Annotated in this window: 23 protein-coding genes and 2 tRNA genes; 10 read left to right on the top strand and 15 right to left on the bottom strand. The window is 32.5% G+C overall.

Going from position 1 to position 21,589, the window contains the following annotated elements; translation table 11 throughout:
• Nucleotides 1-123: 123 nt before the first annotated feature.
• From BUE22_RS17550 to BUE22_RS17535, 4 genes are all read right to left on the bottom strand, one after another.
• Complete coding sequence (locus BUE22_RS17550; protein WP_073397060.1) at nt 124-1,176, bottom strand: hypothetical protein; 1,053 nt, start codon at nt 1,174-1,176, stop codon at nt 124-126.
• Nucleotides 1,177-1,331: 155 nt separating this feature from the next.
• Nucleotides 1,332-2,060, bottom strand: coding sequence for a hypothetical protein (locus BUE22_RS17545; RefSeq protein ID WP_073397059.1), 729 nt, complete (start codon nt 2,058-2,060; stop codon nt 1,332-1,334).
• Nucleotides 2,047-2,607 carry an RNA polymerase sigma factor gene (locus tag BUE22_RS17540; protein WP_073397057.1) on the bottom strand — a complete coding sequence of 187 codons (561 nt, stop codon included), beginning with the start codon at nt 2,605-2,607 and terminating at the stop codon, nt 2,047-2,049. The genes BUE22_RS17545 and BUE22_RS17540 overlap by 14 nt, the downstream gene beginning before the upstream one ends.
• Before the next feature lie 189 nt (nt 2,608-2,796).
• On the bottom strand, nt 2,797-3,774 hold the full coding sequence (locus BUE22_RS17535) for a polyprenyl synthetase family protein (RefSeq protein ID WP_042563781.1): 978 nt from the start codon (nt 3,772-3,774) through the stop codon (nt 2,797-2,799).
• A 159-nt stretch (nt 3,775-3,933) separates the two neighbouring features.
• Here BUE22_RS17535 and BUE22_RS17530 point away from each other — a divergent pair, with 159 nt between their 5' ends.
• Entirely contained in the window at nt 3,934-4,794 is an 861-nt protein-coding gene (locus BUE22_RS17530) for a hypothetical protein (protein WP_073397055.1), read from the top strand.
• Nucleotides 4,795-4,903: 109 nt separating this feature from the next.
• Here BUE22_RS17530 and rlmN read toward each other — a convergent pair whose 3' ends face one another.
• Entirely contained in the window at nt 4,904-5,953 is a 1,050-nt protein-coding gene (rlmN, locus tag BUE22_RS17525) for a dual-specificity RNA methyltransferase RlmN (RefSeq protein WP_073397053.1), read from the bottom strand.
• A gap of 266 nt (nt 5,954-6,219) precedes the next feature.
• Between rlmN and BUE22_RS17520 the strand changes: the two genes are divergently transcribed.
• The 6 genes from BUE22_RS17520 to BUE22_RS17495 all read left to right on the top strand — a co-directional run bounded on the left by BUE22_RS17520 (nt 6,220) and on the right by BUE22_RS17495 (nt 10,975).
• Nucleotides 6,220-6,810, top strand: a complete 591-nt coding sequence (locus BUE22_RS17520) for a YceI family protein (RefSeq protein WP_073397051.1) — start codon at nt 6,220-6,222, stop codon at nt 6,808-6,810.
• A gap of 250 nt (nt 6,811-7,060) precedes the next feature.
• Nucleotides 7,061-7,630, top strand: coding sequence for a YceI family protein (locus BUE22_RS17515; protein WP_243396790.1), 570 nt, complete (start codon nt 7,061-7,063; stop codon nt 7,628-7,630).
• 5 nt (nt 7,631-7,635) lie between these two features.
• Complete coding sequence (locus BUE22_RS17510) at nt 7,636-9,027, top strand: hypothetical protein (protein ID WP_073397048.1); 1,392 nt, start codon at nt 7,636-7,638, stop codon at nt 9,025-9,027.
• 31 nt (nt 9,028-9,058) lie between these two features.
• Nucleotides 9,059-9,580, top strand: a complete 522-nt coding sequence (locus BUE22_RS17505; RefSeq protein ID WP_243396789.1) for a hypothetical protein — start codon at nt 9,059-9,061, stop codon at nt 9,578-9,580.
• A gap of 241 nt (nt 9,581-9,821) precedes the next feature.
• Nucleotides 9,822-10,220 carry a hypothetical protein gene (locus BUE22_RS17500; protein ID WP_042563774.1) on the top strand — a complete coding sequence of 133 codons (399 nt, stop codon included), beginning with the start codon at nt 9,822-9,824 and terminating at the stop codon, nt 10,218-10,220.
• A 113-nt stretch (nt 10,221-10,333) separates the two neighbouring features.
• Nucleotides 10,334-10,975, top strand: coding sequence for an O-methyltransferase (locus BUE22_RS17495; protein ID WP_073397045.1), 642 nt, complete (start codon nt 10,334-10,336; stop codon nt 10,973-10,975).
• A 119-nt stretch (nt 10,976-11,094) separates the two neighbouring features.
• Here BUE22_RS17495 and BUE22_RS17490 read toward each other — a convergent pair whose 3' ends face one another.
• The 7 genes from BUE22_RS17490 to BUE22_RS17460 form a co-directional block, all read right to left on the bottom strand.
• A complete protein-coding gene (locus BUE22_RS17490) occupies nt 11,095-11,658 on the bottom strand; it encodes a phosphatase PAP2 family protein (protein WP_073397043.1) in 564 nt (187 codons plus the stop codon).
• Entirely contained in the window at nt 11,658-12,017 is a 360-nt protein-coding gene (locus tag BUE22_RS17485) for a twin-arginine translocase TatA/TatE family subunit (protein WP_073397041.1), read from the bottom strand. Before BUE22_RS17485 ends, BUE22_RS17490 begins: the two co-directional genes overlap by 1 nt.
• Nucleotides 12,018-12,274: 257 nt before the next feature.
• Nucleotides 12,275-14,521, bottom strand: a complete 2,247-nt coding sequence (locus tag BUE22_RS17480) for a M1 family metallopeptidase (RefSeq protein WP_073397039.1) — start codon at nt 14,519-14,521, stop codon at nt 12,275-12,277.
• Between the two features lie 67 nt (nt 14,522-14,588).
• Nucleotides 14,589-15,095: a DUF6702 family protein gene (locus BUE22_RS17475; RefSeq protein WP_073397037.1), complete on the bottom strand. Its 507-nt coding sequence runs from the start codon at nt 15,093-15,095 to the stop codon at nt 14,589-14,591.
• Nucleotides 15,092-15,844 (bottom strand): BamP family beta-barrel-assembly machinery protein, encoded by a 753-nt coding sequence (locus tag BUE22_RS17470; protein ID WP_073397035.1) that lies wholly within the window; start codon nt 15,842-15,844, stop codon nt 15,092-15,094. The genes BUE22_RS17475 and BUE22_RS17470 overlap by 4 nt, the downstream gene beginning before the upstream one ends.
• Nucleotides 15,834-16,559, bottom strand: a complete 726-nt coding sequence (locus BUE22_RS17465; protein ID WP_073397033.1) for a carboxypeptidase-like regulatory domain-containing protein — start codon at nt 16,557-16,559, stop codon at nt 15,834-15,836. Before BUE22_RS17465 ends, BUE22_RS17470 begins: the two co-directional genes overlap by 11 nt.
• A complete protein-coding gene (locus BUE22_RS17460) occupies nt 16,546-17,313 on the bottom strand; it encodes a carboxypeptidase-like regulatory domain-containing protein (RefSeq protein ID WP_073397031.1) in 768 nt (255 codons plus the stop codon). Before BUE22_RS17460 ends, BUE22_RS17465 begins: the two co-directional genes overlap by 14 nt.
• 162 nt (nt 17,314-17,475) lie before the next feature.
• On the opposite strand from BUE22_RS17460, the gene pepE reads away from it, so the two are divergent.
• Nucleotides 17,476-18,183, top strand: coding sequence for a dipeptidase PepE (gene pepE, locus BUE22_RS17455; RefSeq protein ID WP_073397029.1), 708 nt, complete (start codon nt 17,476-17,478; stop codon nt 18,181-18,183).
• 109 nt (nt 18,184-18,292) lie between these two features.
• On the opposite strand, the gene BUE22_RS17450 is transcribed toward pepE, so the two are convergent.
• Together BUE22_RS17450 and BUE22_RS17445 are read right to left on the bottom strand one after the other, a co-directional pair.
• Nucleotides 18,293-18,365: transfer RNA gene (locus tag BUE22_RS17450), tRNA-Gly, on the bottom strand.
• A 106-nt stretch (nt 18,366-18,471) separates the two neighbouring features.
• Nucleotides 18,472-18,544 (bottom strand) — tRNA-Gly (locus BUE22_RS17445).
• Nucleotides 18,545-18,677: 133 nt separating this feature from the next.
• Between BUE22_RS17445 and BUE22_RS17440 the strand changes: the two genes are divergently transcribed.
• A complete protein-coding gene (locus BUE22_RS17440) occupies nt 18,678-19,115 on the top strand; it encodes a GNAT family N-acetyltransferase (protein ID WP_073397027.1) in 438 nt (145 codons plus the stop codon).
• A 1-nt stretch (nt 19,116) separates the two neighbouring features.
• Entirely contained in the window at nt 19,117-20,709 is a 1,593-nt protein-coding gene (locus BUE22_RS17435; RefSeq protein WP_073397025.1) for a L,D-transpeptidase family protein, read from the top strand.
• Here BUE22_RS17435 and BUE22_RS17430 read toward each other — a convergent pair.
• Nucleotides 20,698-21,420 (bottom strand): murein L,D-transpeptidase catalytic domain family protein, encoded by a 723-nt coding sequence (locus BUE22_RS17430; RefSeq protein WP_042563763.1) that lies wholly within the window; start codon nt 21,418-21,420, stop codon nt 20,698-20,700. The genes BUE22_RS17435 and BUE22_RS17430 overlap by 12 nt on opposite strands.
• Nucleotides 21,421-21,589: the final 169 nt, after the last annotated feature.

The raw sequence follows: 21,589 nt of genomic DNA, 5'->3' as shown, positions 1-21,589 counted from the left end.
AAAATATTTTTAGAATTTAGAGCCTGTAAAAGTACACAAATCAATCTTGAAATTTTATCATTTTTTCATAAAAAAAGCACTTCTTTCAAAGTGCTTTTTTACTAACTAAACTCAACTCAATTTTTAATTTAAATCGAAACGCAATCCTAATGAAATATTTTTTTCGTCAACCAGATTATCCTGAAACAAAGGATTTAAATCATATTTTGCATACAAACTCAACGATTTGTAACCAATGTAAGAACTTAATCCATAAATAAAATTATTTACATTATAATCGCCTTTTATGGTCGTTTTATATTTTAAATCTTCTTCTTCAAATTTTAAAATTTGTTTCGATTTTACGTTAATTCCGGCATAACCTCCAATTCCGAAACGGAAACTTTTATGTGTTTTAAAATACGTTTTTCCATTACTTACTGTGGGTTTTGTAAAATCAAATTCTAAATGTACAGGCAATACTAAATACACATTTCTAAAGCGGGATTCATTGAGATGTATCGTATTGACCTCCAAATTAGTCTGATCTTGATTTACTACAAAACTGCGATTGTCTGTTGGACGAATATTATTATACATTAATGACAGTCCGTATTTTGCATGCAATAAATTATTGTTTTTCATTAATCTTGAATTATAAGTAAAACCCCATTCATAAAAATGCGAACCTATAAAACTGTAATTCGAATCCTGAAGTTTGCCGTCGACCATCATATTATTTAACCCCATTGCAAACACAAATTGCGAAGTGGTTCTTTTTTCGCCATGAATAGAATCTTTTACTTTTTTTCTTTCTTCCCAATTTCGGTCATTCCAGTGAATAACCAGCATGTGTTTTTTTGTTGAATCCTGCTCTTGGATTTTCCCATCTACTTTTTGCTGTACCAGGTCATTAAGTTCATTTTGAGCCAAAGTCACTTTTTCTTCGATTATTACGGCTCGGGCTTCGGCCAGTTCTTTCTTGCGTTTATCGGCTTGTTCCTGAGTTATTTTCCCTTCAGACAACTGAACATTTACAGCTTCAACTTCTTCTTTTAAAGCAGCTTTTTCTTCTTTTGTTATCTTTTCTATTTTATCGGCAATTTGCTTTGCTCTTGATTCAAAAGTTTCCTGTCCCAGCACTTTGCTGACAAATAAGAAAACTAAAATTACGAGGTAAACGGTAAAATTTTTCATGATTGATTTTTTAATTTGATTGTTGATTGATGATGATTAATTGTGAATTGTAAATACTTTTATTCCATCTCCATCGGGTTAAAACCCGACGTTACAATATGGATCGTTCCTCCGGAACTAAAAATCTATATTCTATTCTCTTTATTCTTTATTCTTTACTCCTCCTGATTTCTATTCGCCAATACCACTTTTACGGTTTGATAATTTTTATTGACTTTTGTAATTACTTTTTCTCTAAACGAAGTTTCTAATTCTCCATCGACCTGATTAAGTAAATCATTGGCGTTGATTTTTATTTTCGATTTTGGCTTAGCCGAATGTTCTGCAACCACAGTTTTTTCGGCTGTGTTTAGCAATTGATCGACATTTTCATTTTTAGAAGTTTCGACAACTGATGTTTGATTATTGATTGATTGTTTTTCCTGATTGTTTTTGATGATGACTGAACACTCCGCTATTTGATTTTTTTCATTTTTTATAAGTTGATATGATTTTTGTTCTGAAACGTTATGATTAATTTTCTTTTCTCTTTTATTTGAAGTTTGAATTGACATTTTCTCTGAAACCGCAATTTCTGTTTTATTAGAATCTATTACATTCAAAGTTGGTTGTACAGCCGAATCTTTCTTAGCATTATCTTCTGTAACTACATTTACTTTTGGAGTTTCAACAACATTTTTCTTCTGATTGAAAAAGAAAGTTCCAACTAATAAAAAACCAACAATACTTGCCGCGATATACAACCATTTATAGTTCTTTTTAGGCTGCTTTTCTTCTGCAATACTCAACATAGCGTCTAATCGATCCCAGGTTTTGTTACTTGGTTCAATCGTACGTTGGTTTAGTTTTTCACGGAAATCCTTTTCAAAATTATTCGGTTCCATTATCTAGTTTTTTTAATGTATTAATTTGTGTCTGCAGCATTTTTCTGGCGTGCGATAATTGCGATTTTGATGTTCCTTCATTTACACCTAACATCTTGGCAATCTCATTGTGTTTATAACCTTCAATTGCATATAAATTGAAAACCATTTTATAGCCGTCTGGCAAAGCATCAATTAAAAACTGAATTTGCTCTATCGAAAACTGACTGTCAATGGCGTTGAAACTTTCTTCGACATAAATTTCATCTTCGGTAAATTTTACCTTTTTCTGAACTCTTAAATACGATATGCATTCGTTAACCATAATTCGGCGAATCCAGCCTTCAAAACTTCCTTTATGTTCAAATTTATTCAGGTTGGTAAATACTTTCATGAAAGCGGTTATCATTACATCTTCTGCCAATTGAATGTCTTTTATATATTGCCGACAAACACTTAACATTTTTGGAGAAAACCGACCGTAAATTTGCTGTTGTGCTTGTCGATTATTCTCGACAGCCAACTTTATAATTTCAGTTTCTTCCTGATGTAAATGAATAATTTTCATTAATAAGCGTTCCGGTTTTGTTTTACTAACAGACTTCTATTAGCATAGACGAGTTTGGTTTTGAAATGGTTGCATGGGAAATAAAAAAAATCAAAAAATAAATTCCAAATTCCAAAATAAAAAACAAAAACAACTGATTTACAACAAAGTAAAACAATTATCTAATTTTCTAATTGACAAATTATCTAATTACTTCTTTCTCTCAATAACGTAATTCACCATCAGAATAAGGGCATCTTTAAACTCAGAATCGGGGTAATTCTCTAATAGTGAAAGTGCTTCCTGCTGGAATTCGATCATTTTATTTTCGGCGTAAGCCAAACCATTATTGTTTTTTACAAAAGCAATAACTTCTTTTACGCGTTTTTTGTCTTTATTGTGGTTTTTGATGGAGTTTATCAGCCACTTTTTTTCTTGCGGAGTACAAGTATTTAAAACATGAATTAAAGGCAAAGTCATTTTTTGCTCCTTAATATCGATTCCGGTTGGTTTACCTATGGCTTCTTCGCTGTAATCGAATAAGTCGTCTTTGATTTGAAATGCCATTCCGATAAGTTCACCGAATTTGCGCATATTCTCGACCTGAATATCATCTTCAATTACCGATTTTGCACCAAGAGCGCAACAAGCCGCAATAAGTGTAGCGGTTTTTTTTCGGATAATTTCATAATAAACCTCTTCGGTAATATCGAGTCTTCTGGCTTTTTCTATCTGAAGCAATTCTCCTTCGCTCATTTCGCGAACGGCGACAGAAATAATTCGGAGTAAATCGAAATCACCATTATCTATCGAAAGCAATAATCCTTTCGACAATAAATAATCACCAACCAAAACAGCAATTTTATTTTTCCAAAGTGCATTGATAGAGAAAAATCCGCGGCGGCGATTACTGTCATCAACCACATCATCGTGCACTAAAGTTGCGGTATGAATAAGCTCAATAACAGAAGCTCCTCGATACGTTCTTTCATTTACAATACCCCCGGAAACCATTTTTGATGTCAGAAAAACAAACATCGGACGCATTTGTTTTCCTTTTCGATTTACAATATAATACGTAATTCTATTCAGCAACGCAACCTTTGAGGTCATCGATTCATGGAACTTTTTTTCGAAAAGTTCCATTTCGTTAAAAATGGGCTGTTTTATTTGAGAAGTAATGTTCATTTCGACTCCAAATATACTATTTTAAATAAAAAAACGTTGACTATTTTATGTTAGTATATGAACAATTTATGTACTAATTAAAAAATTAACCAAAAAAACATCTAATTCCAATTCCCAATTTGAATTCATTAATTAAAAGTAAAACCTAAACTATTTATTATGAAAACAAAATTTTTATTAATTGGAACTTGTATCACTTTATCATTTTTTATTAGTTGTAATTCTGATGAAAGTGCAAACGACGGAACGAATGCTAAAATTTCAAATGATGAAATTGTTACCAATTCTAAAATTGATGCATCGATAGAGGATGTAACTAATATTGCTGAAGATCAATTTGATGCTCAGCAAAACAGCACTAATAAACCTAGCGGCACAATCAAAAACTTTTTACCAAGCTGCGCCACAATTACTACTGTTTTAACCAATAATACCTGGACAAGAACAGTTGATTTTGGTGTAGAAGGCTGTACGCTGAACAATGAAAATACTGTAAAAGGAAAAATGGTTGTTTCGTTCTCTAATGACTTTTCTGCTTCGACACAAACCATTAGTTATACTTTTGAAGGTTTTTACCACAATGGCAAAAAAATTCAGGGAAGCAAGAGCATTGTCCGAACTAAAAAAGCTACCGATTTGCTTGCAGAAGTGCATCCGGTTTTAACAGCAACAATTGATATGACTGTTACTTTTGATGATGGAGGCGTTTATACACGAAAAGGAACTTTGACAAAAGAAACTATTTCCGGTTATGATACCTGGTTTAATTGGGATGATAATAAATCTGTTGTAACAGGAAACGGAACCACGACTTTCCCGAATGGCGATACTTATTCGGCAGAAATTACAACTCCACTGGAATTTAATGCTGCGTGTAAAAAACCATTTGCCGTAAAAGGTGTTTTATCGTTAACTAAAAACGGCGCTAATGCGATTATTGATTATGGAAATGGAGATTGCAACACTTTGGTAACAGTTACTAAAGATGGTGTAACCGAAGAAATAGATTTGAAAAAATAATGCCTTTTTTGCCCAAACAAAAAGCATTAAGAACAAGAAACAATCCTGTTTTTAATGCTTTTTATTTAAAATTATCCGTTTACGGGATATTATCTTTTTTCCTGGATCATTATAATTCTGCTTCTTTGTTTGCCAATTGCCCACAAGCGGCATCAATATCTTTTCCGCGGCTGCGACGAACTTTTACTACTACTCCAATATTTTCTAAAGCTTTTATGTAAGCCATAATAGATTCTTCCGAAGCTTGTTGAAACTCTCCGTCGTCAATTGGATTGTATTCGATTAAATTAACTTTACAAGGCACATATTTGCAGAATTTAACCAAAGCATCAATCGAAGCTTTATCGTCGTTAATTCCTTTCCAAACTACGTATTCGTATGAAATTTTACTTTTTGTTTTTCTGTACCAATATTCAAGTGCTTCTCGCAAATCTTTTAAAGGAAAATTTTTGCTGAAAGGCATAATCTTCGCACGAATTTCATCAATTGCCGAATGCAGGGAAACTGCCAATTTGAACTTCACATCATCATCGGCCATCTTCTTAATCATTTTCGGAATTCCTGATGTCGAAAGCATAATACGCTTTGGCGACATTCCCAGACCTTCCGGCGACGTGATCATATCAATTGCTTTAATGACATTATTATAGTTCATTAAAGGCTCACCCATTCCCATAAAAACAATATTCGAAAGCGGATGATTGTGATACAAACGGCTTTCTTTATCAATCGCCATAATCTGATCGTAGATTTCTCCCGGTTCCAGATTTCGCATACGCTTTAATCTTGCCGTCGCACAAAAATTGCAGTCTAAACTACAGCCAACCTGACTTGAAACGCAAGCTGTTGTTCTGGTATCTGTTGGAATCAAAACAGATTCTACAACTAAACCATCATGCAGACGAACGGCATTTTTTACAGTTCCGTCACTGCTGCGCTGCATTGTATCAACCTTAATATGGTTAATTACGAAATTATCTTCGAGCATAGAACGTGTTGTTTTGGCAACATTCGTCATATCCTCAAAACTGTGTGCTCCTTTGCTCCACAACCATTCATAGACTTGATTTCCGCGAAAAGCTTTGTCATTATTTGCGACAAAAAAATCTCGTAATTGATCTTTTGATAAGGCTCTTATGTCTTTTTTCTCCAATTGCATGGTGCAAAGTTACTGTTTTTTTCTTAAAAAATTCTGACGCTATATTGTCGCTTATTACCTGCAAATACTTGTTTTTGTTTTTGGAATTACACTATTTTCTATTTTACAAATTATAATTATTTAATAAATTTCTAACTATGATTTTTATCATTCTCTGCTTTATGTATTCCCAATAATTTTGGTCTAAGAAATAATAGGAATTTTTAATCTTTAAAAATTCCATTGAAGTTTCCTTTATTCCAAAAACAAACTAATACCATATCAAAATGAAAGTAATTAAATCAATTTTATTGACAGTGATTTTTACAACAATGTCATTACAGGTAAATGCGCAAAAAAACTATACTATAGCAAGATCAACTTTTGAGGTTGCAGGAACTTCAAATGTACACGATTGGTCAATGAAATCTTCAGAAGGAAATGGAATTGCCAATTTAACAGTTATAGATTCTAAATTGGTTGATATAAACAACTTAACTATTACACTATTAGCAGAGAGTATAAAAAGCACTAAAACAAGCATGGATGATGTGGCTTACGAAACACTGGACACAAAAACATACAAAAACATTAAGTATGTTTTAAAATCTGCCACTAAAATAAACGAAACAACCTGGAATTTAACCGGAACATATACAATTTCAGGAATCAGTAAAGAGTTTAAAACTGTTGTAAACGTAACGTCTATAAATGGCAGCTTTATTTTGAAGGGATCAAACCAGATCACTTTTGCAGATTTTGGAATGTCAGCCCCAACAGCAGCACTTGGTGTGGTTAGAGCCGGAAAAGACCTAACTTTAATTTTCAATCTTACTTTTAGCGAACTAAGCATGAAAGGATCTTTAACACAAAATTGATTGCTATAATATAAAATAACAAAAACTCAAAAAGAGCTATTTGACAAAAATCAAATAGCTCTTTTTTTATACATCAATTTTAATAAAAATGAAAACGTTGTAGTTCTTAAATATGAATTTAATAAAATTTTAACAATGATTATTGTCATAAAAATCCCGGAATAACAGGAATAAATTTGAACAAGAAAATAAAACACGTGATTAAAATTGAATTCAAAAAATTATCTCACTTCACTAAATAATAGTAAAAATGAAATCAAACAAAATTAAATTATTCGCCTTTATCATTTCTTTTTTAGGAATGACAACATTTGCAATTGCTCAAAAAAATTATGCATTAGACGGTAAATCTGCATTTTCAGTTTCAGGCACTTCAACATTACATGACTGGGAGATGAAATCAAATTCAGGAACAGGAACAGGGAACTTTACAATAGCTAATTCAAAAGTTACTGATATCGAATCTTTATCAATAAATCTTTTAGCAGAAAGCGTTAAAAGCGAGAAAAAAAGCATGGATAAAGTGGCTTATAAAACACTGAAAACTGATACACAAAAAACTATAAAATATGTTCTTAAATCTGCCCAAAAAGTAAATGAAACAACTTGGGAACTAACAGGAACGTATACTATTGCAGGCGTGAGCAAAATCCTGAAAACTACTGTAAAAACAGCTATCACAAAAGATGTATTAAACATGCAGGGATCTAACAAAATTACTTTTACAGAATTTGGAATGAAATCTCCAACCGCAATGTTGGGAACCATCACAACCGGTGAAGATTTGACTGTAAAATTCAACTTAAACTTTAATTTATAACTGCCATGAAAAAGATTTATGTATTCATTATTGCATTAGTCAGTACGTTTGCCGTCAATGCACAAGTTAGTTTTGGACATATTCAGAATCAGATTCCACGAAACCAAAAAGGAATTAATCAATTTGATGTTAAAAAAGATACTGTTGCCTTTAATGGTTTAAGTGTAGATATGGGAGCTGCATTCGCGCTTCAGTTTCAGGCTTTGAATTCGTTTAATGATCAAAGAGGTTTGACTACAGCACCGGGTTACAGATTGAATAATCTGGAGAATAATTTTAATTTACCGAATGCTAATTTCACCATTGGAGCTCAGTTATATGATGGTGTTCGTGTGAATTTAGATGTTTATCTGGCTTCAAGACACCACAACGAAACCTGGGTAAAAGGAGGTTATTTGCAAATTGACAAACTGGACTTCATTAAAAAAGATTTCCTGGCTGATTTTATGCAATATACAACGATCAAAATTGGTCAAATGGAGAATAACTATGGTGATGCACATTTTAGAAGATCAGATAACGGAAATGCCTTCATGAATCCGTTTGTTGGAAACAACATTATGGATGCGTTCATCACAGAAATGGGAGCAGAAGTTTATTATAACAGATCTGGTTTTGTAAGCATGATTGGAGTCACCAATTCTAAACTAAATCAAAATGTTGCAGAGATTGTACCAACAACTCCAACGACTGCAAAACCAGATTCTAATACTACTATAAGCCCATCTATACTTGCGAAATTAGGCTGGGATAAACAAATCAACGAAGATTTGAGAATTAGACTTACAGGATCTTATTACCATACTGCAAATTCTAGTGGAAATTTATACGCTTCAGACAGAGCAGGAAGCCGTTTTTATGGTGTAATGAGTCATGCTGATTATAATATTATTGATCCCGCAACCGGAAATGTTGTTACAGCTGTAGCAAACAATTTTGATCCGACTGTCAATAAAGATACAGGAAGATTTAATCCCGGATACGGAAACTGGGCAACATCATACATGGTAAACCCGTTTATAAAATATAAAGGACTTGAATTTTTTGGAACTTTAGAATTTACTTCAGGAGGTGATTTTAAAGGTACCGACGATACTCGTAAAGTAAACCAATATGTTGGGGATTTAGTCTATCGTTTTGGTGAAGGAGAAAGATTTTATATAGGTGGAAAATATAATTTAGTTGATGGAAAATTGGCCAACGCAAATACTCAGAGTATTCAAATAAATAGATTTGAAGCGGCAGCGGGCTGGTTTATGACTAAAAATGTTTTGGCAAAATTAGAATATGTTGACCAAAACTATAAAAACTTCTCTCAATTTAACGGAGCAACTCCTAACGATCTTTTTGGCGGCAGTTTTAAAGGATTAATGTTCGAAGCAGTAATTTTATTCTAATGAAATGAAACGCCTGTTTTTAAATTTAATCTTGGGTTTAGTATTTTTTTCATTCTTAGGAAGTACTAAACCCACTTTTTTAGGTGATCCTCTTTTAATGATTAATAAAATCAAAATAGAAATTACAGGAGTCTCCACCGTTGGCAAATACAATTGTTCAAATACATTTTCTAAAACAGATACTGTTTATTTGAATTCTAAAAACAACAACTTCAATACCGAAATCAAAATGACAGATTTTGATTGTGGCAACAAAATAATGACTAAAGATTTACAGGGAACTGTAAAAGCAAAAAAATTCCCTAACAGTACCGTTTTTCTTTCCGACATTAAACCTTGCGGAAAAAATTACAAATGCAATCTCACTTTTTTAATCACTAATAAAACACTTAAATACAAAGATTTTATTCTCTATAATGCTGAAGATAAAATTCACGGATCTTTAAACTTAAATTTTTCTGATATAGAACTTGTACCGCCTGTAAAAATGGCCGGTTTAATAAAAGTGAAAGATGAAATTGTGATTAATTTTAGTTTATACAAAACACCTTAAACAATAAAGCAAAATTATTGATCACATTGAATTGTACTTTTTACTTCCTACTATTCTTTAAAACCGATTTCAAAGGAATTTTTAAAATCTAAGTTTCAAAAACAAAAAATTTGGCACGAGAATTGTCTTGCTCTTAGCAGAAAAATAATCTTACGAAGAGCGCTTAATTTTAAAATTTGTATTTTTATTTTTTCAGCTTTATAACCTTTATATTTTATCAACTTTTAAAAATGAATTAATCATGAAAAAACAAATTTTAAGCTTAGCTGTTATTGCTCTATTGGCATTTTCCGTACAATCTTGCGGAGATAAAGAATTAAAACCTAAGGAAGACAATCTGACTCTTGGAAACAAAGTTGATTCTTTAACTACAGATATTGAAGAAGTAAAAGACAGTGCCGTTATTAAAGCCGAAGATGCTGCTGCAAAAGCAAAAGCAGCTTCAGAAAACGCTGTTCAGGATGTGAAAGATGCAACTAAAAAAACAGCTAATGAAGTTGAAACTGCTGCAAAGAAAACTGCTGCAGACGTAAAGGAAGCATCTAAAAAAGCTGCAGATAAAGCAGAAGCTGCTGCAAAAGCTGCCAAAGACGGAACAGTAAAAACCGCTAAAGACGTTAATGAAGCATTGAAAAAATAATTTCCTTTGAAATCAAAATTAGAACCATTCGTTACGGCGAATGGTTTTTTTTATGAAAAAAAGTGAGCCGATATTTTTTGTATTTTTGTGTTTAAATAAGAACTACAACAAAAATGCATTTTATATCACAAGAACTAGAAGATTATATTGAACAACATTCTGAAAACGAACCGGAATTGTTAGCAAAACTAAATAAAGAAACCTACCAGAAAATACTTTTACCAAGAATGCTAAGCGGGCATTTTCAGGGTCGCGTTTTAAGTATGTTGTCTAAATTGATTCGTCCGGTAAATATTCTCGAAATAGGAACTTATACCGGCTATGCAGCTTTGTGTTTGTGCGAAGGAATGCAGGAAAACGGACAATTACATACTATCGATATTAAAGAAGAATTAGTCGATTTTCAGCGTAAATATTTTGATGCTTCGCCTTGGGGAAAACAAATTTTTCAGCATTTGGGTGAAGCTGTAGATATTATACCAACGCTTGATGTAAAATTTGATTTGGTTTTTATTGATGCCGATAAAGAAAATTACCTGAATTATTGGGAAATGATTGTTCCGAAAATGAATAAAGGCGGCATTATTTTATCTGATAATGTTTTATGGAGCGGAAAAATCCTCGAACCTGTTCACCCAAATGATGTGAGCACAAAAGTACTTTTAGAATACAATTTACTTTTAAAAAACGATCCAAGAGTGGAGACCGTTTTACTTCCAATTCGCGATGGGTTGACGGTGAGCCGTGTACTATAGTGGTATTTTTGTCATTTCGACGAAGGAGAAATCGCATTTGCTGCGTACATACAGTTCGTCGCTCTCTGGATGTGATTTCTCCTTCGTCGAAATGACAAATCTTTGTTGAATTTCTTCTTTTATCCCGGAAAATATTGCGGTTTCAACTTTCTATAAACCAAATAAAGCAACGATCCAAAAACTGCTCCAAAGAAATACCCCGTAAGAATGTCTCCCGGATAATGCAATCCTAAATAGATTCGGCTATAAGCGAAGATTAAAGGCCATAAAAACAATAATCCAAAATACTTGAAATGGCGTTTTAAAATCCAGAACAAAAAGGTAGCAACAGCCATTGTATTTGCAGCATGTCCTGAGAAAAAACTGTATGAATTACGAATCTGAACGGCACGAATAACACCTTTAAGATCAGGATTGTTACACGGACGCAAGCGCGCAAAAGTATGTTTAAAAAGATTTGTAGCCTGATCTGTAAAAGCGATCAAAACTGCAATAAAAAGCAATATATATAAAGTTTGCTTTACTCCTATTTTTTTGTAGATCAGAAAGAAAAGAAATAAAAAGAATGGTGTCCAATACAATTGATTGGTAATAATAAGCCAGAAGCCGTCAAATTTTTCAGAACCTAAACTATTAAGATATACCAATAAATTGATATCTAATTCTTTTATTTTTTCAAGCATTATTTTTGGCGTTTTACTGGTCCTGAGATTGTTTCTATGTCTTCTTTTACTTTGTCGATTTCTGTAGCAGTATCCCCCAATAAATTAGTAGATACACTTGTAGTATCGCCCAATAAATTAGTTTTTGCCTCGTTAATCTGCGCATTGATATTACCGGTGATATTCGTCAAAGTTTGAGAATCAAAACCATTGGCTTCTGCTCCTTTATGAATTTCACTTTTAATATCGTTGGTTGCGTTTTTTAACTGCGCCATTGCTTTACCCATAGTACGGGCAATTTCCGGCACTTTATCAGAACCAAAAAGCATTAGAACTATAAATAGTATGAAAACTAATTCTCCTCCTCCTATACCAAACATAACTTTTATTTTTGTGTGTCACAAAGATATTAAATTTTGTAGCTCGTGAACTTTAAAATTTCCTTAAAAAAAAGACTCTATTTTAGTTATCGTCTAGACATAGACAAAAAAACACGAATTTCACTAATTGTCACTAATTCGTTCGTGAAATTAATTTTACAAATTAAGTCAAACTTTGAATTTGTGAAAATCCGTGCAATTCGTGTTTAAAATTTCTTATAAAAAAAAGACTCTTTTCAGAGTCTTTAATTGTATGCTTAATCAAATTTTGATTTCTCTTCTACTTTTGGCCAGGAGTTGTTGGTTACATCAATATCTGCAGTCATCAATTTTGGATCTATCTGAATGCTTTTTATAGCTTTTTCTGTAGCGTAAACTTTTCTGGCAGTATCATTACTTTTTCTCCAGATTTGAGCCGGATACTGGAAGTTTTGTTTAGAACCGTCTTCATAAGTAATCTCAACAAGAATTGGCATAATCATTCCGCCTGGTTTGTTAAACTCAACTTCGTAGAAATATTTAGGCGATTTTAAACTTGCTTTTTCTTCTGCTGTAAAAGATTGGTCAACGTAATCAGATAATAATTTTACATCATCCACTTTCAATGCTTTTTTCTTCGAAGCATTTACCTCAGTGTTATCACCAGCTACTAAATATACAAACGGTCCTTTATCAAAACCAAAACGCCCTTTTCTAACTTTTACATCTTTAAGATCAGCTGTTGGAGTATCAGAAACATAATATTGTTTCACTTCTTTAATTCCGATATCTACAAAATCAGTAGAGTAAAACCATCCTCTAAAAAACCAGTCTAAATCTACTGCAGAAGCATCTTCCATCGTTCTAAAGAAGTCTTCCGGAGTTGGATGCTTGAATTTCCATCTGTTTGCGTATGTTTTAAAAGCATAATCAAACAATTCTTTACCCATAACTACTTCTCTTAAAATATTAAGACCTGTAGCTGGTTTTCCGTATGCGTTATTTCCAAATTGGTGAATAGTTTCTGAGTTAGACATAATTGGCTCTAAAAACTTTTGGTCTCCACTCATATAAGGAACAATATTTTTTGCAGGTCCGCGTCTTGAAGGGAAATTTGGATCTAATTCCTGTTCAGCCAAATATTCTAAAAATGAATTCAAACCTTCATCCATCCAAGTCCATTGACGCTCATCTGAATTTACAATCATTGGGAAGAAAGTGTGTCCAACTTCGTGAATTACAACACCAATCATTCCGTTTTTAACTTCTTTGCTGGTCACTCCGTTTTCGTCAGGACGACCAAAATTCCAGCAAATCATTGGGTATTCCATACCCTGATCCTCTGCAGAAACTGAAACTGCTTTTGGATAAGGATAATCAAAAGTATGAGAGGAATAGCTTTTTAAAGTATGCGCCACTGTCATTGTTGAAGTTTCTCCCCAAAGCGGATTTGCTTCTTTAGGATAAACAGACTCTGCCATAACGATTTTACCCCCCAATTGTACAGCCATTGCATCGTAAATAAACTTTCTTGACGAAGCAATACCAAAATCACGTACATTTTTAGCGCTAAATTTCCATGTTTTTTTCTTTTCAGAAAAACCTTTTTCAGCTGCTTCAGCTTCAGCTTGCGTAACAATTACAACTGGTTTATCAAATGATTTTTGAGCTTGTTCGTAACGTTTTACCTGTTCTGCAGTAAAAACTTCAGCTCTGTTTGTCAATTCTCCTGTTGCGTCAATAACGTGATCAGCAGGAACTGTAATGTTTACATCAAAATTTCCGAAAGGAAGAGCAAACTCCCCGCTTCCCCAAAACTGCATGTTTTGCCATCCTTCAACGTCGTTATAAACGGCCATCCTTGGATAAAACTGTGCAATTACATACAATTTGTTTCCATCTTTTTCAAACAATTCATAACCAGAACGCCCGCCTTCTTTTCTATAATTATTGATGTTGTACCACCATTTTATGGCTAATGAAATTTTTTCACCCGGTTTTAAAGGAGTTGCCAGATTAATACGCATCATCGTTTCGTTGATCGTATATGACATTGGATTTCCCTTAGCATCTTTTACCTGTTCGATGTTAAAACCGCGTTCCAAATCTTTTTTCAAGTATTTGCTTGAAAAACCATCAAGTGGCAAAACCTGATTTATTTTTTCGCTTTCAGCCAAAGTCGACTGCGTATTGGCTTTTGCCTGATTTTGATCTAACTGAATCCATAAATATTCTAAACTATCCGGAGAATTATTAGAATAGGTAATAACTTCAGATCCAGTTATTTTTGATTTCTTATCATCTAATTCGATATCAATTTTATAATCTGCCTGTTGCTGGTAGTATGCAGGACCCGGCGCTCCGGAAGCCGTACGAAACATATTAGGCGTTGCTAATAAGTCATACATCTGGCTGAACTTATTCGTATCGTATTTTCCTTGTTGTTTTGGAGCAACGACCGAAGTTGATTTTTCCTGAGCCATTAATAAAGCAGGAAAAATTAATAATAATGAAAGTTTTTTCATAAAAATGTAATAGGTAGTTTTGTCAGGGTGTGAAAATAATAATTATAATGGTAATTTTACCTATCCATTAATACTTTAACACTTCTTTCCTTGAAGATTCCGTAAAGAGAACACTCTTTTTAGTGCCAAAAGCTAAAATATGTGTAATATTCTGCTGTTCAGCATTCCAATCAACTAAAATTGTATTCGAAATCTCAATTGTTTTAAACTTGTCAATATCTTTTATTCTGGAGTAACAAACCAAAACATCGCCGGCTTCGACTTCTTTAGACAAAAAAGTAATTGCTTTTGACTGTCCGTTTATTTTTATTGTGAAATTTTCTGAAAGATATTTTTTCAAAAGATCTAAATCCTCCTGTGTTTCTTTCTCTGTTCCTACAAATGTTTTTTTATGGTATTTTTTTTCCATACCATTATTCAAATCATCAATAAAAATACGCGATGTAATTTGAACCATTTTTTTTTCGGCTACATAATTGACCTGATAAACGCCCATGTAAAACTTATGAAACGCAAAAGATGATAACGATATAAACAAGATTCCAATTAAGAAATAAACTAACTTTTTTTTCATTTCTGTTTCATTTCCGCTTTTTTGAACTCTTTATTTTTATTAATCATAAAGTCCATTAATTCAAACTTTTCTTCTGGTTTTAAATATTTCTTAGATTCTGCATCATTAGAACAATACATTAAAAACAAGTCAATTTCATCTTCTTTTAACCCCAGTGTTTTGGTAAAAAAGTCGGGAGTAAAATTACCTTTAGAATATTCAACAAATGCAATATCACTTATCACTTCTTCTTTTACATCTTCATCTTTACGAAACAGCTTTTTTACGTCTTTAAATATCCTAACAAAATCAGTTCCGTATTTAATAGTCTGATCAGAGTACATTGCCTTATTTTCAGGACTTGATAATTTATCATCTTCAAACTGCATATCAACAATTCCTTGCGACCCGCCTTGTAAAGATTTAACTTTTAATTCTTTATGAACCAAAACTTCTTTCAGCTCTATATTTACCAAATCCAGAGGCACCGTAAAAAGTACTTCTGCACAATCTTTCTCTGTCAACACCACTTTTTTAGATTGAAATGCAATTCCGGTAAAGAGCAAAGTGTCTTTAGGCCTTGCCATAATATCAAACAATCCGTTTAAACCAATAAAAGTTCTAACATTGGCATTTATATTCATTACATACCCACTTTCTATGGTAAGTGACTTATTGGTAACTTGTCCATGTAATGGTTTCCTTGAGTTTTGTCCAAGCGCAATTTGACAAAATAAGCACACAACGAGTATTCTTAGGCTATTTTTCATTTTCGAGAATTTTTAGATATTTTCCGGCTAATTCAGTTATTAAAAACATACTCATTGTTTTGTTTTTACTATTCAAAGATACGGCAAATTCAGAATCTTCTATGCAATATAATTGAAATCCTTTGATATCTTCTGCCGAAATTTTCAATCTTTCTGTATAATATTTCTCATCAAAAAGGTATTCTATTTTTCTAAAAAGCGCTTCTTTTTTCTCGACTTGCACTTCTTTTTTCAACATTGAAGTTCTCCCCGAAATTGCATTTAACAAAGCATCACCCGGAGTCGATGTTGCTGTGTACACTTTTCTTTCTGCAGGCGTATATTTTTTTTGTCCTGCCGGAATAATGCCCAGATTTTCGGCATTAATATTTGCATTTTCGTTTACAACGACTTCTTTCAATTCAATTTCTTTAGCAACCATTTTTATCTGAAGCAGATTAGATTTTAAATCTTCAATTGTAATCCTTCGTTTAAAGGGCTCCAAATTAACTGATGAAAAAACCAGCACATCACCTTCTTTAGCAACAATCGAAAACATTCCGCTTGCATCAGAAACCGCTGTAACCTGCGTTTCATTATTGATAATATTAACTCCTTCAACAGAAGTTGATTGTTCGAATATTTGTCCAAGAATTTCTTTGGCACCTGTAGTTTGTCCAAACGAAATTTGAGTTATCCAGAGAAAAAATATGAGTAAGGTTTTATTTGTTTTCAACAGCAAGTATTTCTTTATATTTTACAGCTAATTCTCCTAAAAGAAATTCTGTCGAAGTTTTATTTTTAGAATTTAAAATGGTCGTAAACTTATCGTTTTCAACAGCATAATATTCAAATCCTTTTACATATTCATTTGGAATTTTTAGTCGGTTTACAAAATGATCCAGACTAAACATCTTCTCTAAAAGTTTCATGAAAAATTCTTTTTTCTCAACCGCAACTTCTTTCTTTAGCATCGCTGTACGTCCTGATAAAAAATTTAATAACGGATCTGCAGAAATTGAACCTCCGGCAAGCGAACTTGTACTTGCAGTTGCATTTAATGCTGTAACAGTGTGTAATTTTCTTTCCGCCTCAGTATATGTTTTTTGTCCCGCAGGAATAATTCCTAATGCCACAGCATTTATATTATCATATCTTCTTATAATAACTTCCTGCAATTGATGCATTACAATATTAAGTTTTACTATAAAATTAAGTTCCGAAAAATTTTCAGGAGTAACTAAAACTCTCTTTTCTTTAAATTGAATAGAGGAAAAAACAAGTTCATCTCCTGCTTTCGCCAAAATCGAAAAAGCTCCTTCAGCATTTGTAGTTGTCATGACTTCTGTTTGCGCATTCACTACATAAACACCTTCCAAATCATTTGTATTAGAAACAATTTTTCCGCTTATTATAATGCGCTCTTCATTTTGAGTCCACGCAGTCTGACTCAAAACAACACATAAAACACATAAAACTTTGTTGATCAAAATGAAAAAATTAGAATTATTCTTAAAAGTGTAAAAATATCTTAATGTATTCCAAATTTAGTATTAACGGCTTGGTAAAAATATGTTAATTAAACTTTGAATTTTAAGCCTAAAAAAGTAGTTTTTAATATCTTTAACAGCATAATCTGAGATTAAAATTTTATGAAAAATATTATTATTGCCAGTACTTCTACTTTGCACGAAGGCAGTTATTTAGAGTATTTATTACCTACTTTGCAAATTCATTTTAAAAACTGCAAAAGCATTTTATTTATTCCATATGCGCGCCCTGGCGGAATTTCACATGACGAATATACAGCAAAAGCTGCTCAGGCATTTTCAAAAATTAACATAACTGTAAAGGGAATTCATGAATTTGAAAACGCAGAAGACGCCATAAAAAACGCAGAAGGAATATTTACCGGAGGCGGAAATACATTTTTACTCGTAACAAAATTATACTACCATAATGTGATGCAGATTCTCTCTGAAACTGTAAAAAACGGAACTCCATATTTAGGAACAAGCGCCGGAAGTAATATTTGCGGTTTATCTATGCAGACTACGAACGATATGCCAATTATTTACCCTCCAAGTTTCCAGACTTTAGGATTAATTCCCTTCAACTTAAACCCGCATTACTTAGATGCCGATTTACAATCGAAACATATGGGCGAAACGCGTGAAACCAGAATCAAAGAATTTCACGCCTTTAATTCAATTCCCGTTTTAGGATTAAGAGAAGGAAGCTGGCTTGAAGTAAATGGAGACAAAATTACTTTAAAAGGAAATTTAAAAGCGCGTTTGTTTCTGCAAAACCAAACTCCTCAGGAATTAGAAACAGAAAGCGATTTGAGCAATTTAAAATAAAGTTTTTTTTTACCATTAAGATATTAAGTTTATTAAGTTTTGAGCTTAATTTATCTTAATGGTAAAAAACAAAAAAGCCTTAAACTATATAGTTTAAGGCTTTTTGAAGAGCGAAAGACGAGGCTCGAACTCGCGACAACCAGCTTGGAAGGCTGGAGCTCTACCAACTGAGCTACTTTCGCATTAACAGGGTGCAAATATAAACAATTAAATCATTTTAAAAAATAAAAATCAAAAATTATTCAATTTTGATAAAAAAACCGAAATAGTGAAATTTCGGTTTTTTAGAGCGAAAGACGAGGCTCGAACTCGCGACAACCAGCTTGGAAGGCTGGAGCTCTACCAACTGAGCTACTTTCGCATTACTGGTGCAAATATAAAAAATAAGTTCAGTTCAAAACAAGCTTTTTTGCAAAAAAATTAATTAAAAAACAACGATTCCTTATAACCTATTTAAAACTAAAAAGTTATACTTTTATTATTTTTTACACATTATGACTATTATCAAAGAAATTCCATCAAAAGACACTTATATCGTTCGTCAACCAGTACTCAGAAAAGGAAAACCTATCGAAAGCTGCATCTTTGAAGGAGACGATTTAAATACTACACATCATTTTGGGTTATTCGAAAACGACGACTTAATAGGTATTATTTCATTATTCTCCCAAACCAACACTATATTTGCCAACAAAAATCAAGCTCAGATTCGAGGTATGGCTATTTTGGAAAATCATCAAAAAAAAGGATTTGGTGAAGCTCTCGTAAAACATTGCGAAGATTATTGCAAGACTCAAAACGTTGATTTAATTTGGTTTAATGCCAGAACAGCAGCAGTTGGGTTTTACAAAAAAATGAATTATCAAATAATTGGCGAGCCTTTTGATATAAAAGATGTCGGCGAACACTATTTAATGTTTAAAAAATTATAAAATGAATAAACTCTACTTTCTGATTGTAATATGTTTTTTTATTAGCTGCAAAAAAGATGAACCAAAAGTTATTCGTGTAAAAAAGACTCCCCCACCTGCAATTATACTTACTGACGAAAGAAAAGTCGTTGTCGATACTGCATTAATAAATGTTTTTAAAAGTGAAACACTGAAACAATTTTACATCGCTTCAGAAAATAAAAGCGTTTGGGGAAACCTTAAAAAAAGAACTTACGTTTTATCCCAATTAAAAAAAGCAGAAGAATTAGGTTTAAATCCCGAAGATTACAAAGCCACAACACTCGAAAAATATGAGAAAAGAATCAGTTCTTTAAATGATAAAGAATTGGCTACTTATGACATATTACTAACTTATAATTTTGAATTATACTTAACTCATTTATATAAAGGAAAACTCGATCCTAAAAAATTATATACTGATTGGGATTTGGAAGAAAAAACGTTTGATCCAAATAATACTCTTATTAAAGCTTTCAATAAAAACAAATTAGACAGCATTGTAGATAATATCCAACCAAAACATCAAACCTATAAAGAGCTTTTAAAAGCACTTGAAATCATCAATACTTATCCGGAAGAAGAAGCTACAGACACTATAAGATCTGCGGATAAAATAACACTGAATGACACTAACAATGCTTTAATAGACATTAAAAAGAAACTTTTATTCTGGAAAGATCTGACCGGAAAAGACAGTCTGACTAATAAATACGATAAAAAAACATTTGAAGCTGTAAAAAGATTTCAGGAAAGGCACGGTTTAGCCGCCGACGGCGTTATTGGAGCAGGAACCCTGAGCGCTTTAAACTTTACTAAAGAAGGAAGAAAACAACAAATAATTGCCAATCTCGAAAGATGGAGATGGTATAATAATGATTTTGCAGAAAATTATTTCATTATTAATATTCCTAATTACAGTTTGAATGTTATTGAAAATCAAGACACCACTTTGATTCGAAATGTTGTTGTGGGAACAAGTAAAAGAAAAACACCTATTATTACATCAAAGCTAAAAACGGTTGTTTTTAACCCGACATGGACAGTTCCTCCCACTATCCTAAAAGAAGACATTATCCCTGAGATGAAAAAGAACAGGAACTATTTAGCCAAAAAAAGAATCACCATATTTGATTCAGCCGGGCGCGAAGTTGATCCTAAGGCATGGAATGAGGACAAACCTAATAGTTACCGTTATGTACAAAGTCCAGGCTATAACAACTCTTTGGGATTAATGAAAATTTTATTTCCAAATCACCATAGCGTTTATTTACATGATACCAATCATCGTAATTATTTTGGAAGAAACAATCGTTCTTTAAGTTCAGGATGTGTGCGTATTGAAAATCCATTAGAATTGGCAGAACATATTTTGAATGATACAATTGCGACAAACTGGCCAAAAGAAAAAATCGATTCTATTATTGAAACCAAGAAGACAATAAACATCAGAATCACAAAAAAATACGCTTTATACCAATGGTATTGGACAGCATGGAGCAAAAAAAATCAGCTCATTTTCAGAGCTGATATTTATAATCTTGATTCGGATTTGTATAGTAAACTAAGAAATTAGTTTTTCTTCCATTGTAAAACTTCTTGAAGGATGGTAGATATACAAACACGATTTATCTTTTATTGTTTGGATGATTTCATTTGTTAATTCAAATGGAATCGCCGGACAACCCTGACTTCTGCCTAATCTTTTGTTATTTCTGATAAAAGATTCAGAAACATAATCGGCTCCGTGCATAACAACCGCTCTTTCACGGGCATTATCGTTTACACCTTTTTCTAACCCGTCTAATTTTAATGAAGCACCATGTTTTCCCTGGTAAATTTCGCCAGTTGCATAAAACCCTAAACTGCTTTTAAAAGATGAGTTTGAGTTTGAAAATGCCGAAGCAAATTCTTCTCCTGTATTTCTTCCGTGTGCAACCAAAGAATGAAATAAGATTTTATTTGAATCTAAATCAATTACCCAAAGGCGTTTGATGTTTGATGACAAACTAAAATCAATCAGCGTTAAAATATCTTTTTTGATAATTCCTTTTTCTTTCAATAAGTAAAAGCCTTTTAATGCTTCAGAAAAAGTTTTAAGTTCTGGTAACTCAAAATGGTTAGAATTTAATGTATTATAAACATTTTCAATTTTAGCATCTACAGACAGTTTTTCAACTTTTGCAATGCTTCTGGCAGTTACTTCTTTTAATTCTGGAGTGTTTTTTGTGTCTTTTCCAAAAGACAATAGCAAAAACACCAACAAGGGATAAATTTTGTAAATCATTGAAATTCTTTAGGTTAATAATAAATTTGGGTTCAGCAAAAGTATAAAAAAAATATAGCGCACAAAATAAATCACTGTAAATCAGGCCTGTTTTGTTTAAAATTTAACAGATAGAAAAGAAAATTTTAGCATATCGACGGAAAAAACCCACTTTTACTGATTATTTTTA

The organism is Flavobacterium pectinovorum, from assembly GCF_900142715.1.
In the GTDB taxonomy this organism is placed as follows: domain Bacteria; phylum Bacteroidota; class Bacteroidia; order Flavobacteriales; family Flavobacteriaceae; genus Flavobacterium; species Flavobacterium pectinovorum.
Note: the sequence above shows the minus strand (reverse complement) of the source record. Positions and strands in the feature narration are given on the sequence as shown.

Excerpts from the sequence above, each read along its gene's own strand:
- BUE22_RS17515 (WP_243396790.1), top strand. The coding sequence starts at position 7,061 with ATGAAATCAAACAAAATTAAATTATTCGCCTTTATCATTTCTTTTTTA.
- BUE22_RS17545 (WP_073397059.1), bottom strand. The coding sequence starts at position 2,060 with ATGGAACCGAATAATTTTGAAAAGGATTTCCGTGAAAAACTAAACCAA.
- BUE22_RS17430 (WP_042563763.1), bottom strand. The coding sequence starts at position 21,420 with ATGATTTACAAAATTTATCCCTTGTTGGTGTTTTTGCTATTGTCTTTT.
- BUE22_RS17530 (WP_073397055.1), top strand. The coding sequence starts at position 3,934 with ATGAAAACAAAATTTTTATTAATTGGAACTTGTATCACTTTATCATTT.
- BUE22_RS17475 (WP_073397037.1), bottom strand. The coding sequence starts at position 15,095 with ATGAAAAAAAAGTTAGTTTATTTCTTAATTGGAATCTTGTTTATATCG.
- BUE22_RS17470 (WP_073397035.1), bottom strand. The coding sequence starts at position 15,844 with ATGAAAAATAGCCTAAGAATACTCGTTGTGTGCTTATTTTGTCAAATT.
- BUE22_RS17435 (WP_073397025.1), top strand. The coding sequence starts at position 19,117 with ATGAATAAACTCTACTTTCTGATTGTAATATGTTTTTTTATTAGCTGC.
- BUE22_RS17495 (WP_073397045.1), top strand. The coding sequence starts at position 10,334 with ATGCATTTTATATCACAAGAACTAGAAGATTATATTGAACAACATTCT.
- BUE22_RS17520 (WP_073397051.1), top strand. The coding sequence starts at position 6,220 with ATGAAAGTAATTAAATCAATTTTATTGACAGTGATTTTTACAACAATG.
- BUE22_RS17480 (WP_073397039.1), bottom strand. The coding sequence starts at position 14,521 with ATGAAAAAACTTTCATTATTATTAATTTTTCCTGCTTTATTAATGGCT.
- BUE22_RS17440 (WP_073397027.1), top strand. The coding sequence starts at position 18,678 with ATGACTATTATCAAAGAAATTCCATCAAAAGACACTTATATCGTTCGT.
- BUE22_RS17540 (WP_073397057.1), bottom strand. The coding sequence starts at position 2,607 with ATGAAAATTATTCATTTACATCAGGAAGAAACTGAAATTATAAAGTTG.
- pepE (WP_073397029.1), top strand. The coding sequence starts at position 17,476 with ATGAAAAATATTATTATTGCCAGTACTTCTACTTTGCACGAAGGCAGT.
- BUE22_RS17550 (WP_073397060.1), bottom strand. The coding sequence starts at position 1,176 with ATGAAAAATTTTACCGTTTACCTCGTAATTTTAGTTTTCTTATTTGTC.
- BUE22_RS17510 (WP_073397048.1), top strand. The coding sequence starts at position 7,636 with ATGAAAAAGATTTATGTATTCATTATTGCATTAGTCAGTACGTTTGCC.
- BUE22_RS17485 (WP_073397041.1), bottom strand. The coding sequence starts at position 12,017 with ATGTTTGGTATAGGAGGAGGAGAATTAGTTTTCATACTATTTATAGTT.
- BUE22_RS17500 (WP_042563774.1), top strand. The coding sequence starts at position 9,822 with ATGAAAAAACAAATTTTAAGCTTAGCTGTTATTGCTCTATTGGCATTT.
- rlmN (WP_073397053.1), bottom strand. The coding sequence starts at position 5,953 with ATGCAATTGGAGAAAAAAGACATAAGAGCCTTATCAAAAGATCAATTA.
- BUE22_RS17535 (WP_042563781.1), bottom strand. The coding sequence starts at position 3,774 with ATGAACATTACTTCTCAAATAAAACAGCCCATTTTTAACGAAATGGAA.
- BUE22_RS17490 (WP_073397043.1), bottom strand. The coding sequence starts at position 11,658 with ATGCTTGAAAAAATAAAAGAATTAGATATCAATTTATTGGTATATCTT.